This window comes from Imperialibacter sp. EC-SDR9 (genome assembly GCF_902498805.1).
Classification (GTDB): Bacteria; Bacteroidota; Bacteroidia; order Cytophagales; family Cyclobacteriaceae; genus Imperialibacter.
Genome location: NZ_LR701584.1, coordinates 119,096 through 134,294 on the forward strand (window position 1 = coordinate 119,096; position 15,199 = coordinate 134,294).

Sequence of the window (15,199 nt, forward strand, 5' to 3'; positions counted from 1 at the left end):
GTATTTAGCTTAATCGTAAATATATTGCCGGTATGTATATGTAGAAATTTATACCAGCACATGAGTATCAAAACAGGCACCCACCTTTTCAATCTATTTTCTTTCAAATCATTAATACTGGCAATGGCCCTTATTGCGAGCTTTGGTTTAGTACAAGCGCAAAGGCTAATGGATGATTTTACGCCGGTGATTAAAGGTTATCCGATAATTTATAGCTCAGCCCTTGACCAAGAAGGTAATTTATATGTTGCTGGCCTTTTCGGTATAGTAGGTAGTGAGACGACAAGTACTATTGTCAGAATCCATCCTAATGGATCGCTGGATCCAACATTTAATGCACCCGCAGACTTATACTACTTTACAACAGATATTATTGTTTCATCTGACAGCGTACTCTTGTGCTTAAATGACCGGAAACTGCTGGTATTGAAGAAAGACGGAGCAATTGAAGAAAGCTTTCAGCCCGACAATTCGTTTTTTGATGTATCAGCCGCAGCTATTGCTGGAGACAAATACATAGTTGGTGCTAGGGCAAAAAGTAATGGTGATTCCAAAATCTTCAGGTTCAATAGAGACGGAACCATCGATGATAGCTTCGAGGAAATTACCTTGGGAGAACTCCCTTCCAAAACTAAAATCAAGGTTTTGTCAGATGGCAAAATACTGATTGCAGGCAAAATCAATACATTCAACACAATTGAAGTTGGAGGTGTTATACGTTTGAATCAGGACGGAACACTTGACGAAACCTTTGACAGTGGCATGGCTCCTAACAGCAGCGTTGAAGAATTGGAAATTCAACCTGACGGTAAAATAATATTAGCTGGCACCTTTACTACTTTCAACAACGTAGACACACACGGTATAATCAGACTCACAGAAGATGGAACTATAGACCCTGACTTTGGCCTAAGTGCAACAGAAAATGCGTTCGTTTTCTACGCCTTGCAAGTGGAGATAAAGGAAAATGGGAAAATTCTGGTGGGAGGGTATTCAAGAGATGGTAGCTACCAGGGGTTTTATAAAATTATACAACTCAATTCTGACGGATCCCTAGATGAATTATTCAATCCTACAATAATTAAGCGAGCGGCTAACGGATTGAGTTTTAGCATGCATGGAGGCAGTGACGGAGTAGTTTATGCTTCAGGCGACATTAATGGAGCTTCTGGAGAAATCAGAATTGGAGTCATTGCCTTCGATGAAGCAGGTGCAGTTTTAGAATTCAATCCGAAAATTGGAAATGTACCCTCTATTAGCGACGTAGTCAGACAGAACGATGGTAAAATCATTATTACTGGCGAATTTTATCAAATCAATAACACACAAGTATATGGTATTGCGAGGATAAATACAGATGGGTCTTTGGACCAGGCTTTTCAAGCTAACATTGATTTTTCTGACCCTAGAGCTAACCAAGCTTATGAAGTAGAATTGCAATCTGACGGAAAGATTATACTAGCAGGTCTACTTCACAATATTGACAATTCTAACAGTAATCAACATCAAATAATTAGGCTCCTTTCGGACGGAACCATTGATGATTCATTTTCTGCAATTCGAACAGAATTCAAGATTAGCGATCTATCGGTGAGTCAATTTGATGAGATCTTTGTGACTGGGCGTTTCTCTTCAGTGAACTATGAAAATGCAAGAAACGGTCTAGCAAAATTTTCTCCAGGTGGTTCATTTATCTCCGAATTTAACTCGTCTAATTTCTTACCGTCAGGTAGTACAACAAGCTCTATAAAGCTGTTATCCAATAATGAGATTTTAATCGGGGGGTTTCTGGAAGATTTATCAAAAGGGTATGTATATAGGATTGATGCAAACGGAAATCTTATGTCTTCACTTGCGGAAGGGGGTCTGGACTATAACCTTATTCACTTCGTTGATGCCGTGGATGAACTAATCTTTTTTGGTGGGAATTTGAGTTCAGGGGGTGATGCCAATACAAAAACACCGCTCTTCATAACAGATCAATCCGGATCCAACCTAAACGGCACAGCAGTTCAAATATCAGACAAATACCTTGGTTCAGCTTTTTTTGGCATTCTGAAAATTTCTGACAATGACATATTGGTCGGAGGATCGTTTACCGAAATAAATGATATTGAAAAGTCTGGATTAGCGAAAGTAACACTATCTGGTATTGTTGATGAAGAATTCACCTTCAATTCTTATGGGCTAAAGGACTGGGGTGGAAGAATAAATCATATTTTGCGAGAGGATGACGAGACTGCATTAGTATTCGGATCTCTATCGAAAATAAACGAGAAGCCCTTTTTTGGAGCAGCAAGAATAAAATTCCTAAATGACGTTCCAGTAATCAATGGTTCAAATTCCGTTCTTTTTACTTATGAAGACTCGCCAATTGAAATATCTCTATTAAATCTAACGGTGACTGACGAAGACAACGCATTCCCCGAAGGATTTACCATGACAATTCAAGAAGGAGAAAATTACACCTTCTCCGAGAATACCATCACCCCAATCAAGGACTTCTTTGGCACGTTGGCAGTGCCATTAATAGTATCCGATGGCAAAGACGAAAGCGAACCTTACCAACTTAGCATCGAGGTCACACCAGTAAATGACAAACCAGTCATTTCAGGTTTTGTGAATATCCCTGGCGTTACTGAAGGCGAAACCTTTAGTCTTTCATTGGATAATTTCACAGTCACCGACCCCGATAATACTTTCCCCGATGATTTTAGTTTAATGCTCGAGGCAGGGACTAACTATACTTTGGACGGGTTAACTGTAATTCCAAATACTGATTTCAATGGCAAGCTGATTGTTAGAGCCAGAGTAAACGATGGTGAAGTTAGCAGCGACGTTTTTGAAGCAGAAGTAACCGTAGTGTCCACTAACGAAGCGCCTGCCATTAACGGCTTTGGCGGCACACTTTCAACGTCTGAAGAGACGGCATTGACCATTGACTTGTCAGATTTTTCAGTAACAGATCCTGACAACACCTTCCCGGATGATTTCACCCTTATCATCGAAAGCGGAGACAATTATTCTGTTGCTGGCTCTACCATTACACCAGCCACAGACTTCAATGGCACTCTCACCGTACCCATAAAAGTGAACGACGGCGAGGCAGACAGCCCGACTCTTGAGCTATTTGTGGAAGTCACACCGGTAAATGATGCTCCTGTGATATTGTCTTATGCAGGTATTTTGACCGGTGGTGAGGATGCTCCATTGGCATTCATTCTCGATGGTTTCACTGTCACTGATCCAGACAACACCTTCCCAACAGATTTCAGCTTCACGCTGGAAGCAGGGGATAACTACACTGTTGATGGGGCGTCCATTCTCCCTGCCGCCAATTACTTTGGCAGTCTTTCAGTTTTGGCAACTGTGAGCGATGGAGCGGCTACCAGCGCTCCTTACGTTATTGCTGTCACTATCAATCCAGTGAATGACAATGCTGTAATAACAGGCTACTCAGGCACCACAACCACCCCGGAAGAAACAGCTTTGACAATTGATATGGCTAGCCTAGCTGTTACCGATCCTGACAACTCATTCCCTGCTGATTTTACACTTGATATTTTTGAGAGCACTACGTATACAATTTCAGGGGCTCAAATTATTCCGATCAATGATTTCAATGGAACAATGACCGTCCCTGTGAGGGTTAGCACGATTGACAATAACAGTGAACACTTTAACCTGACAATCGAAGTAACTCCTGTTAATGATGTCCCGGTTATAGAAGGTTATTCCGGCGAGTTGGAGATGGATGAAAACACCTCGTTGGAATTTAACATCAATAGCTTTCTGGTTAGCGACCCCGACAATACTTTCCCGGATGAACATTCGGTTCTCGTTTCAGAAGGGGACAATTATTCGGTAAATGATGGTAGCAGCATCACGCCAACAACTGACTTTACCGGTGAGCTATCCGTTCCTGTGTCGGTGAGTGACGGAACCGCCACCAGCGCCCCAAGTATTTTAAATATTACGGTCAATGAGGTAACCGGCATTTCAAGCATCGCCAGCTCGGTGGCAATTTTTCCAACCCCAACAGAAAATGAGTTGACACTAAAAATAGACAACGGCTTTGTTGGTGATTTCAATATACGTTTGGTAGACCTAACGGGTAAGGTGGTTTTGGATAGAACAATCAGGAAGAATGCACGTTCGTTCGAATCGGTAATCGATTTGCAGCACCTTGGAGATGGCACCTTTGTTTTCCATGTGGAGCTTACCGGGCATGAAGTTATTTCCAGGAGGATAATTATCGAATAACGCTCAAACCTTCGGAGCCAGCCACAATCCCCCAAACCCTACCAACAGCAACAGATAGAAAATAACTGCAGAGATCGGCTTTTTAATAGTTTGCACGTATCGCCTGGAGATTCCTGGCTCCTTACTGGCATGCAACGCCGTATTGGCTATTTGTTGGGAAAAAGCTACCGATTGCCAGTCTGACTGTTCCTGAACGAAAAAATGCTTTGATTGCCCGGCGGCATCCACAAAAAGTGAATCCCACCCAGTAGCATCCGGCCAAATGGTGCCGCTCCAAACATTGTCCAGCTGCCAGCTCTCTATCAATGGAACTGTTTCACCTTTGTAGCTCACCAACGGCGGCTCTTCCAGGGAACTTATAACCGTAAATCGAATGGGTTCATCTATAAAATATGGTTCTTTAGTCTCCACCTGAATGTCGCAGCAGACAGATGCCTTCCTGGCCAGCGACTCAATCACTTCCATCCACAGAGCCGCATAAGTGAGCTCCTGCCCTTTCAAAACCAGCCTGTAAGTGTCTTGCCACAACGAGGTTCCTATTTTCCCCTGACCCTGATAAGCATAAGCAGCCAGCACGCTGCCACTTGTATCTTCCCAAACCGGGATTATTTCCGGCGACTTGTCAATCGCAAGCCCTACCCCACTCAAGCTAACTTGCCTGCCCAAGTCAACAGCAACCGACAAAGTATCCGCATCATAGCGAGTCAACTGAAGAGGCATCCAACGTCTGGCATTCCTGCTAGCAGACTGCTGATTGACTGTAATAAAAACACCCAAACCCTGATCAACGGCGGCGTTCAGGGCATTTGCCTCCTCCCGGTTCAATGCATCCAATGACGCTTCGTCTATCCATAGCAGATCGGCATCGTCCAAAAGAGTCGTTGTTAATCTCCTGAACGGCACCTCGGCTTGATTGGCAAACTCGTAGCTAAACTTGTCTTTCGATAGCTGGTACCTCAGCGCCAGGGAATGGCCTTGCTCTGCCAGCAGATTTTTTAAATACCTCGACTCAAAAGTTGGGAATTGGCTAACGAAAACCATTTTCAGCTTTCTTTCCTCGGCCACCTGCACCGGAACTTTGTAAGTGGCTGTTGAGGAGCCTGCACTATCCAGCAACTCCAGTTCGTAGATAAACTTTCCGGCGAGTTTAGGTACAAAGCCAAAGGAAAATCCCTCAGTATCTGCTAAAAGCATCAGAGAGTCCATCCTTCCTTCAGGGCCGCTCCACCTGATCATGCTTCCAGGGGTTCCCTGGATCACAACTCCGCTGACGGCACTTCTCCTATTTAAATTCACCTTCTCGGGCACATCAATCGCCTGAATGCCCTCGGGAGACGATGACGGAAAATAGGCAAACCGAAGAGAAGATGCATCATCAAAGACATAGTCCGGCAGTCCGGCCCCAAGCACATAACGAATCCTTTCTTTGATTCCTGTTAGCTGACTAAATGATTTGAGGTCAGTGGCTGCTTTAAAGTCGGCTGCGTCCAATGCCTTGTAAACGCTCAGCCCAGGGTTCGTTTGAAGCAGGCTATCCGCCTTTGCTCCATTGTATCCTTTGGTAAGCAACATGATGTCCGACAGAGCACTTTCGCTTTGATAATGAGGTCTTAGTAACACGCCAGCCAGGCCAATAAAGGCCAGCAGCAATGCTGAGAGCCTGAACAGTTTCCGGCCCATTTTTCTCCGCCACTCTGCCACAGCAATAATAACAAAGAGCAAAATCAAGCCCCACAAGGTCAAATGGATATTCAGCAAAGGCTCAAATGACAGGATCCAGCTACTCATTGGCCTCCATTCTTTTTAAGAACTGCTGATCAATGGCGCTGGCAGCAGTTGGATGTAAGGCTGGTGACGCAGGCTCGTTAGGTACTATTTCCCACAACGCCTTCCTAATCTTCAACAGCGCAATTTTATTTTGCATAAAATCATCATCAATCAAAGCCTTGATCAAACTCATGCTTTCAAGGTATCTCCCGGGAAACTCAATCGCCTGCCCGGCTAACTCATTGCCTGCCAACTGAAGCACATCCTTTTCGTCGTCAGTTGGGGTTGCCGCTGGTTGCTGCATGTATTTCTCCAACAAGACAAGAGCCTTTCGGGAATTAGGAAACGACTTCCTGGATTCCAACAAATACTTTCTCCTCGCCGGATTGATTTCAGTCAGGTCGCCAGTAAGCCGCTTTTCTTCTTTGATTGGAGGTGGATCGAACCCCGTGCGATGTACGTAAATTCTGGAATCGTTGCTGATTTCTTTCAACAGCTTTAGAATCTTGTACTGATAAGGCAGCGACTCCTCCGGATTGTTCATCCGAAGGTGCAGCTCAGCATCCCACATCATCGACAAAGCCGCTCTCAGCTTCGCTTTGACTGATTGGATATAGAAAGTGGCTTCCTCCTCGCTGTCATGCATATGAGCAAACGCCTCCAGCGGGTTTTCCTCTTCTTCCCCCGAATGTTCATGATCCTCTTGCGGCACTAGATTGTGCTCATTTTCGGTGTCATGCGCATGCCCGAACTGCTTCATTGCTTCGTCGGTATTGGTCGGGGCAGCCACTTCTTCCGGTTCATGCGCTTCGGTTTCGGTTATGCCTGATTCAAACTCTTCACCAAGAAACTGCCCATACCTGAGTCTCAGCACCTTTTGATCATGTCCCAACCCATTGCTGGTGTTATCGAAAATCTCTTTTTTTATTTTCCCTCTATCTGCGACAAGCTTTTCAGAGTCGATGATGATTTGGCGCTGGCTGCGGAAGTACTCAGGCATCAAGTCGACTCCCAGCCCACCATCGTTCGAAACGATATAGGAAACCGTGTCCTTTAGCTGCAGAAAGTAGGTCTCTGTTCTTTCGGTTTGCTGTTTGGGTGCCTTGTTGTCCCAGGCCTCGACATAGAAATAAAGCTCATCCCCGGGTTCCAGTCCCATCTTCTTTAGGTCGATGATTCGTTCTGCCACCACCTTTTTGCCAGAGATTGTCTGCGGCTTGTCAAAGAGTAACTTCTCTTCCCTAAACTTGACCGACTCCCCGCTTCCTTTGGCGACTGTAGCGATCAGATAGGCGTCCTTTAGGCCATAGTCATCCGACAAATCTGTTTTTACATTTATTTTCTGAACGTCATTCCACTCGAACTGCTGAAACTGAGGCAAATCCCTTATCGCTAGTTGGGGAGGTAAATCTGCTGCCACTTCAAGTTTGTAAAAATCAGAGGCCTTCCATTCCCCATCTTGCTGCCAGGCAACCTGATAAAATCCTGTGTTAAAGACTTTGGCCGAACAACTGAGCATCGACTGCCTTTTTTCTAAGGCCAAAGTATCGGAGCCAGAGAAGATGATCAGTGCTTGCTGTGGCGCTAACGAAAAGCCCAATTCCCAACTGACAACACTGCCTTCCACGGCTTTAATGTTTGGATCGGCAAATGAAACGGTTCTCAGACCTGTGTAAGCTGGGGCGTTTATTGTGCCCTCAATACTTTCCAGCACAACCGGCTGAAAAGCACTTTCAGCAGAGGCCGTAGTAGGGGAATTTCCCGCAGCACTTTGACCAGAACCAACGCCAATCGGAACTCCCGGGAAGAAAATGAGAAGTGAAATTCCTGCTAATAAAACCAAGCTCGCCACCCATAACTGATGAGGGAAGCGCAGCTTGCTCAACTCCATAATTTTCACCAAAGCCCTCTCTCGTTGTAGCTGCTGTAGACCTGACAAAGGCTGATCAGTCGCCAAAAGGTCAGCACTCCAATTCAGGTCGGGATATTGCCGATTAATAAAAGACGCCAGTCGTGCAGGGCTTAGCTGGTGCAAGCCAAGCCCGTAGATTCGCTGGAGGAGCACAAGTAAGCCAACGGTTCCGGCAAGTACCAGTGCATCAATTGGGTTGAGCCCGGCCACTTTACCCACCACCATCAAAATCAGTCCAACGCCAGCGGAAAGACACAGTACTTCTAGTAGCCGGAGCATTAAGTATCTCTGCTGTAGCGCTATGAGTTGATGGTTTTGTGTCTGCTTCATTGGCCTCTCCTCCATGCCACAAGGCGTTCAATGACAAGTGTCAATACCAGCAGTGCCACCAACCACTGATTGATGTCAGCATAGTTAGCAGTTTTGCCATTAACGTCAACCTCCGCAGCCGTTACTTTGCTCCAACGCCAGGCTTCCGGCATCGTCCGACGGTCGCTCTCAGCCATTAAAGGCAGTTCAGTGTCGAAAAACTTAGACAATTCAACTATCAACCGATCTTCTAACACCACCCTTTTATTGAGCCGTTTGGTGAGTTGCCATTGCTTTGGCGATAGCTGTACCAAAAGATCGTCGGAAGTAGCTTCCTCCATGAAAACAAAATCGTTTTCCAGGGCAGGCGCAGCTGCTGACGCCAGCCAAAAAACTACGGCTTCTTCGTTGGCACTAAAAGACGCAGCACTTTCCGATTGAATATCCATCCTGAAACCAGGCAAGTCATTCAAAACCAGCAGCGCCGTTTCCAGGACTTTTGCGTCGTAAGCATGTTCACCGTCTGATACGATAGCTACCTTTTTTATTTGAATCTCACTGGAAACAGCGCTTTTTACTGCCGTATTAATGGTAGTAAACTTCGTAAACTTATCATCCGTTTGCCCCGAAACTTCCCAAACGGTATCGCCTTCAATAATAAAGATCGCAGGCAGCCTTTCAGACTCAACTGGCATATCAAACCAGGTAACATGCTCTGGCTTTAGCGGCCTTTTTCCACGAAAGCCGGACATGTAAGCCTTTGTAAAAACAACAGCTTCGCTAATCTTTGCTTCCGCAAGCTGCTCAGCAAGAAACCAATGGTTCGGCGTTTTCTCGTCTGACATCGTGTCTTTGGGGAGAGGGAAACCTTCTTCCAAGTACCTTAGCTCATAATCGTTGCTCGTCAAGCTGTCTATTATCCGGCCGATCTCATTGTGTTGCTCTGCTCCCCTATCCACCACTACCCATTTTGGAAGGCTCGCCGATGACTGCAAGAGCAATCCCGCAAGCAAAGCCACTACTGTGATTAGCAGCAGACTTCTCAATGCCAGCAGCAAAAGCTCATTGAGCTTTACGCTTTTGAATTGCCTTGTGGTGGAATCAGTCAGGTGTCGTAGACTACCCACTTTGATGACCTTGCCTTCTTTTCTGCTCAGCAGATGAATAGCAAGTGGCACTGCAAGTCCCAGCAATCCCCAAAGCCACAACGGATTCGCCAGCTGCATCATCTTATCATCGATTTACGAGCTTTCAGGAAAGTCCGAAGCACCTCAGGCGCCGGGTCATCAAGGTAGGTCGGTTGGTATATTACCTGCTTTTGCAACATCCAGTCCCTGGTGGCATCTACCCAATCACTCATCTTTTTGCGATAAACGCTTTGCTGAGCAGACGAGTCTACTTTTAATCGTTCGCCAGTTTCAAGGTCTTCGAAGGTAAGCTGGGTACTATAGCTCAATTCCAATTCTTCTCTTCCTATCAAATGGAAGACTATGACTTCATTGCGGGGAGTCTTCAGCTTTCGAATAAAATCCTGCAGATCCCCATCGTTGTCATACATGTCGGTGAAAAACAGGATCATCTCCTTGCCCTGATGACTGTAAATATGCTCGAGTCCATTGCCCTTCTTCCAGGTGCTTTCAGCTTTTATTTTTATTAACTCATTCAAAAAGCGAATGTATTGTTGTTGGTCAAACCGCGGGTGCACGGCGGTTATATGCAGATCGTTCACTGAGAACAGGCCAAACGTATCACTCTGCTTCCTCGCCAGAAAAGCCAGCGCTGCAATCAACACCTTGGCCATCTGCATTTTACTAACGTCGCCTTCAGCATGCTCCATCGACCGGCTGGCGTCCAGCATAAATTTGACGGTAATATTGGTTTCGATTTCCGACTGCTTGATGTAGTAGCGCTCCGACCTGGCAAACATCTTCCAGTCGAGCTGCCGGAGATCGTCGCCGGGCTCGTAGCTTCTGTACTGGCTAAACTCCTGACCGGCTCCTACAGATTGACTTGGATTGCCTCCACTCATGTAGCCTTCCACTATCACACGGGCTACCAGCTCCAGTCCGTTAACGGTGGAGAGGATCTCTGGTGTAAGTAACTGGCGGATTTGGGGGTTCACAATTGAAGCCTTTTTAGTTTGCCTTAGAAGGACTGAAGATTCCCTGGTAGTTGCCTAAACTCCAGATGGAAGTTTAATCTTATCCAAAAGCTCGGCGGTTACCCTGTCCGAAGTAACACCGTCGGCCTCTGCTTTGAAGTTCATAAGGATTCGATGGCGAAGGACAGGAAATGCTACACTTTTGATGTCCTCCATGGTCACGGCAAAACGGCCTTTGAGGAGTGCCCTTGCTTTAGCAGTTAAGATCATTGCCTGACCTGCTCTTGGGCCTGCACCCCAGCGCACCCATTCGTTCACAAAACTCACCTCGCTTTCGCCCGCCCTGGTAGCCCGCACCACCCTGCTCACAAAGCCAATAAGGTCTCTGCTGATATGCACTTCCCTGACGAGCTTCTGTGCTTCCAGAATTTCTTCGCCTTTGATAACACTTTTCACCGCTTCTTTCTTCTTGCCAGTAGTACTTTCCAAAATATTAAGCTCTTCCTCCGCAGTTGGGTAGCCGATTCGGATGTATAAAAGAAACCGATCCAGCTGCGCTTCCGGAAGCGGGAAAGTACCCGCCTGTTCAATCGGGTTTTGGGTGGCCAAAATAAAGAAAGGCCTCTCCAGCGGATAAGTCGTTCCCGCATAAGTCACCTCAAACTCCTGCATGGCTTCAAGCAATGCCGACTGCGTTTTGGGCGACGTTCGGTTGATTTCATCTGCCAGAATAATATTGGCGAAAATGGGGCCTTTATTGAACTTGAATATCCTTTTGCCTGTGGTGTGGTCCTCCTCCAATATTTCCGTACCAATGATATCGGTCGGCATCAAATCAGGAGTGAACTGGATCCGTCTGAATTTGAGATCAATCGCTTCTGACAGCGTTCGGATCATCAGCGTCTTGGCCAGGCCTGGCACACCTTCGAGCAAGCCATGGCCTCCCGCCAGAAACGTAATCAGCAGCTGGTCAATTGTTTCTCCCTGCCCCACAATCACCTTTCCAATCTCCTTCTTCAGGTCACCCAGGCTGGTCACCAGCTTTTCAGCCGTTTTCTCTATCTCTTTTAATTCTGCATTCATGCTATCAATGTCTCAAACCCAACCAGCTAAAAGGTCAGGCCATCATGGCATACATCACTATATTAATACTAAACCTGGTGTTGTCGATCTTATAAAAACGTTTGTTGCGGAAATCATAATCCCACTCGCAACCGTAATCCTTATTGCTGTAAAGAACTCCTATCCTTCCATCCACTTCTATTGCTTTCAGGTAGTCATGCACAATATCATCGCCCCAACCGTTCAGCTCCTGCGAGGTGGTAGGCGGGCCATCGAATTCGAAAAAAGAAGAATAAATAGGGTGGTTGTTCGGTATTTTCTTCAGCTGGCCTGCTCCAAAAAGCTTTTCCATCTGCGTTTCAAATGACTTGGCAAACAGACCATCGATATCATGGTTGCAGTCGTCGACAAAGACAAAACCTCCATTCTCCACATACTTCTTGAAGTTGTCCCGTTCGGTTGCCGTAAACTCAACCAGCTTGTGGCCGCTCAGGTAACAAAAAGGACTGTTGAAAATCTCGTCAGAGCTCAGCGAAACAATGTTCTCTCTGGTATTCACTGGCAATGTGGTATACTCCACCAGAGAATTGAGCAAATTGGATGGCATGCGCTGATCTACATCCCAATCGCCTGATTCATACTGAAGCCGTGTAAAGAAAAACTCCTCAAAGCGCTTTCTGCTCATACCAGTTTACAACTAAACGTCTTCCCGACAACGTTAAGGTACCGGGAAGACGTTCCCTTGAGAGTTTTAAACAGCGTCAGACAAACTGGAGAAGGTAAAGTCCCTGATCTTCATGTAAGGAATCAAATTACCATCCGTCCGCACCTGCTTACCCAGCGTTTCCAGATTATTGAGCATGATCACGGGGCTCTCATTGAAACGGAAATTTTTTACAGGATAGGCAATTTTGCCATTTTCAATGTAGAAAGTACCGTCACGGGTAAGACCAGTATAAAGCAGCGTTTGGGGATCAACCGTTCTGATATACCAGAAGCGAGTAACCAAAATGCCTTTTTTTGTATCCTTGATCATGTCCTCAAGACTGGCAGTACCGCCTTCCATGATGGCGTTGCCGGGGAATGGCACCGGCGCCACACCTTGTTTTTCGGCCCAGTACCTATCGTAGAACATGTTGCTTACCACACCATTCTTAAGGATATCCATTTTCTTTCTGGCCTGGCCATCCTGTGTCCAGGGAGAAGCAGGCACCTCCGTATTGAACGGGTCGGTATAGATGTTCACCCTTTCGTCAACTATCTTTTCTCCAAGCTTAGTTCCTCCGCCTTTTTTAGCGAGAAAGCTTCTTCCTTCGTCTGCCTGGCGTGCGCCCATGCTGAAAAGCATATTCTGCAAAAGATCAGAAGCGGCGGCGGGCTCAAGAATCACGGTATATTTGCCGGGCTCAATGGCTTTGGCAGTGCTTGACTTTACGGCTTTCTCAATCGCAATTTTGGACGCCTCAGCCGTATCAAGTTTGCTTACATCGTTGTAGTCTCTTGTTGCCCAGCCTGAGCCAAGCCCGTCGTTGGTCCGCATTGTCACTGTAAAGTTGACGTTGGTAGACCTGTTGTAGGCAAAAAGGCCTTTTGTGTTCATCATGGAAGCAAAACCGTAGCTGTCCTCCAAAAAGCCTGCAGCCGTAACATCCTTCGCCGCCGCCGGATTGATACTGTTGGCGGCTGCCTGCGCCCGGTATTCCGGAGTTATCTTAGCTGTTGCTTCGGCGTAGGTTTTTGATTCACCATAGGTCTGTTGCTCAAGAGGCCCCATAAACTCGGGGTTTTCTGGTGCCAGCTGCGCCAGTTCTTCCGATCTTCTCACTACTTTTTCGAGCGACGCATCGTCGAATTCATTCACAGTTGCGGTGCCCGACTTCTTACCGAAGTTCGATTGCACCACCAGCGTCACATCGCTGTTTTCCCCAGCAGTAGAAACGGTGTTCCTTGCATAGCGGATATTGCCCCCATTGGAGCCGTTGAGGTTAGCCTCGCAAGCATCGGCCTTCGAGAATTTCATTACCTTCTCCAGGATCGCCCTTGCTTCGTCTTTTGAAAATATTGCCATTTTGAATTCTGATTTCGAGTTAGTTAATAGGTTAAATGCTTCTCGCAGTATTGATCACGTTGATACCGTTGAACCTCGTCGTTGCACTTCCGTGCGACACTGCGCTTGACTGCCCCGGCTGGCCTTTTCCGTCAAAGAAAGAGCCGTTCAACCGGTAATCTCTGCTGTCGCAAACCTGCACACAGGAATTCCAGAACTCCTGAGTATTTGACTGGTAAGCCACATCTTTCAGCATACCGGCTATCTTTCCGTTCTTAATTTCGAAGAACAACTGTCCACCAAACTGGAAGTTGTAACGCTGCTGATCAATAGAGAATGAGCCGTCCTTTACAATGTAAACGCCTTTGTCAATGCCCCCGATAAGCTGCTCGGGCGTAAGTTGCTCTTCGCCAGCCTTCAACGACACATTGGCCATGCGCTGGAATTGAACGCTGCTCCAGCTATCTGCATAACAGCAGCCATGCGACTCAGTTTCTCCAATGATTTTGGCCTGGTCTCTGATGGCCTGGTAGTTCACCAGCGTACCGTCTTTCACCAGGTCCCACTCTTTTGTCTTCACCCCTTCATCATCCCAGCCGACAGCACCAAGCGAACCTACCTGCGTTTTATCAGCCACAAAGTTGACCTGCTTGCTGCCATAGTTGAATTTCTTGGTTTCCCATTTGTCCAATGTAGCGAAGCTGGTACCTGCGTAGTTGGCCTCGTAGCCCAGCACCCTGTCCAGTTCCAGCGGGTGACCTACCGACTCATGAATGGTCAGCCACAGGTGCGAAGGCTCTAGCGCTAAATCATATTTGCCTGGCTCCACCGATTTTGCTGACAGTATTTCTTTCACTTGTTGCGCTGCCATGGTAGCATCTTCCACCATGTCGTACGACTTATCGTAAAGCGTTACGCCCGCTGGGCCAATGATCTTGTCTTCAGCACGGCCGTCGAGGTACTCGTAGCCCATGCCCACTGGGGCACTGAAAGAGCCACGCTGTTTGAACTGTCCCGAATCTTTATCGATAGCAGTCACCGTAAAGAAAGGCCAGGTTCTGTGCACATCCTGATCGATGTATGATCCTTCAGACGAAGCAAAGTACTTTTGCTCATTCACGAGGAACAGAATGTTATTAATATAGCTTGCTCCGTTCTCCATTGCTCTTGCGTTGGCATTCAGCAGGAGGTCGGCCTTGTCTTTTATGGTTACTTCAAATCCGTTCTTCTTGATAGGAGTTTTATAACTCACCTCTCCGTATCCTTTCACCGGCACCAATTCTACCGGCGACGTCTGGAATTTGGAGTTCGCTTTGGCAATAGCGACCGCCTGTCTTGCCGCTTTCGCAATTCCTTCCTCAGTCACATCGTTGGTCGATGCAAACCCCCAGGTACCGTTGGCAATCACACGAATACCAGTACCAAACGACTCAGTGTTCACCATGTTCTGCACTTTGTCTTCACGGGTGATGACAAACTGATTAAGGTAACGGCCTATGCGAACATCCGTATAACTCGCACCGGCAGAGCGGGATGCGTTGAGTGCCACGTCGGCCAGTCTCTTCTTCTGGATCACATCCAGGGCAGGCTCCAGCAGTCGGCTGGGGTCTACCGATTTGGCAAAAGCGGAAACAGGCAGCATCATTGCTCCAGCTCCCAAACCCGCCAGTTGAACAAAATCTCTTCTCCTCATGGGTTAATTAAGTTAGTCCTTGTTTTATTTTAGTTTGAGTTCCTT

Annotated in this window: 9 protein-coding genes; 1 reads left to right on the forward strand and 8 read right to left on the reverse strand. The window is 46.7% G+C overall.

The genetic code is table 11. The annotated features are described in order from the left end of the window. Window positions 1-60 precede the first annotated feature (60 nt). Entirely contained in the window at window positions 61-4,263 is a 4,203-nt protein-coding gene (locus tag GC130_RS13300) for a tandem-95 repeat protein (protein WP_151998812.1), read from the forward strand. Between the two features lie 3 nt (window positions 4,264-4,266). Here the strand turns inward: GC130_RS13300 and GC130_RS13305 are convergent, their stop codons facing one another. From GC130_RS13305 to GC130_RS13340, 8 genes are all read right to left on the reverse strand, one after another. Then, window positions 4,267-6,051 (reverse strand): hypothetical protein, encoded by a 1,785-nt coding sequence (locus tag GC130_RS13305; RefSeq protein WP_151998813.1) that lies wholly within the window; start codon window positions 6,049-6,051, stop codon window positions 4,267-4,269. Beyond that, window positions 6,044-8,287: a hypothetical protein gene (locus GC130_RS13310; RefSeq protein ID WP_151998814.1), complete on the reverse strand. Its 2,244-nt coding sequence runs from the start codon at window positions 8,285-8,287 to the stop codon at window positions 6,044-6,046. Before GC130_RS13310 ends, GC130_RS13305 begins: the two co-directional genes overlap by 8 nt. Continuing rightward, window positions 8,269-9,480, reverse strand: a complete 1,212-nt coding sequence (locus GC130_RS13315) for a BatA domain-containing protein (protein WP_151998815.1) — start codon at window positions 9,478-9,480, stop codon at window positions 8,269-8,271. The genes GC130_RS13310 and GC130_RS13315 overlap by 19 nt, the downstream gene beginning before the upstream one ends. Then, window positions 9,477-10,373: a DUF58 domain-containing protein gene (locus GC130_RS13320; RefSeq protein WP_201568336.1), complete on the reverse strand. Its 897-nt coding sequence runs from the start codon at window positions 10,371-10,373 to the stop codon at window positions 9,477-9,479. Before GC130_RS13320 ends, GC130_RS13315 begins: the two co-directional genes overlap by 4 nt. 54 nt (window positions 10,374-10,427) lie before the next feature. Beyond that, the gene (locus GC130_RS13325; RefSeq protein WP_151998816.1) at window positions 10,428-11,435 is read right to left on the reverse strand and encodes a MoxR family ATPase; all 1,008 of its coding nucleotides are present in this window, start codon (window positions 11,433-11,435) and stop codon (window positions 10,428-10,430) included. Window positions 11,436-11,469: 34 nt separating this feature from the next. After that, window positions 11,470-12,099: a DUF4159 domain-containing protein gene (locus tag GC130_RS13330; RefSeq protein WP_151998817.1), complete on the reverse strand. Its 630-nt coding sequence runs from the start codon at window positions 12,097-12,099 to the stop codon at window positions 11,470-11,472. A gap of 66 nt (window positions 12,100-12,165) precedes the next feature. Next, on the reverse strand, window positions 12,166-13,482 hold the full coding sequence (locus tag GC130_RS13335; RefSeq protein ID WP_151998818.1) for a TldD/PmbA family protein: 1,317 nt from the start codon (window positions 13,480-13,482) through the stop codon (window positions 12,166-12,168). Between the two features lie 31 nt (window positions 13,483-13,513). Continuing rightward, complete coding sequence (locus GC130_RS13340; protein ID WP_151998819.1) at window positions 13,514-15,154, reverse strand: TldD/PmbA family protein; 1,641 nt, start codon at window positions 15,152-15,154, stop codon at window positions 13,514-13,516. Window positions 15,155-15,199: the final 45 nt, after the last annotated feature.

Bases quoted from the DNA above. Each gene is read 5' to 3' on its own strand.
- GC130_RS13300 (WP_151998812.1), top strand. From the start codon at position 61: ATGAGTATCAAAACAGGCACCCACCTTTTCAATCTATTTTCTTTCAAA.
- GC130_RS13305 (WP_151998813.1), bottom strand. From the start codon at position 6,051: ATGAGTAGCTGGATCCTGTCATTTGAGCCTTTGCTGAATATCCATTTG.
- GC130_RS13310 (WP_151998814.1), bottom strand. From the start codon at position 8,287: ATGGAGGAGAGGCCAATGAAGCAGACACAAAACCATCAACTCATAGCG.
- GC130_RS13315 (WP_151998815.1), bottom strand. From the start codon at position 9,480: ATGATGCAGCTGGCGAATCCGTTGTGGCTTTGGGGATTGCTGGGACTT.
- GC130_RS13325 (WP_151998816.1), bottom strand. From the start codon at position 11,435: ATGAATGCAGAATTAAAAGAGATAGAGAAAACGGCTGAAAAGCTGGTG.
- GC130_RS13330 (WP_151998817.1), bottom strand. From the start codon at position 12,099: ATGAGCAGAAAGCGCTTTGAGGAGTTTTTCTTTACACGGCTTCAGTAT.
- GC130_RS13335 (WP_151998818.1), bottom strand. From the start codon at position 13,482: ATGGCAATATTTTCAAAAGACGAAGCAAGGGCGATCCTGGAGAAGGTA.
- GC130_RS13340 (WP_151998819.1), bottom strand. From the start codon at position 15,154: ATGAGGAGAAGAGATTTTGTTCAACTGGCGGGTTTGGGAGCTGGAGCA.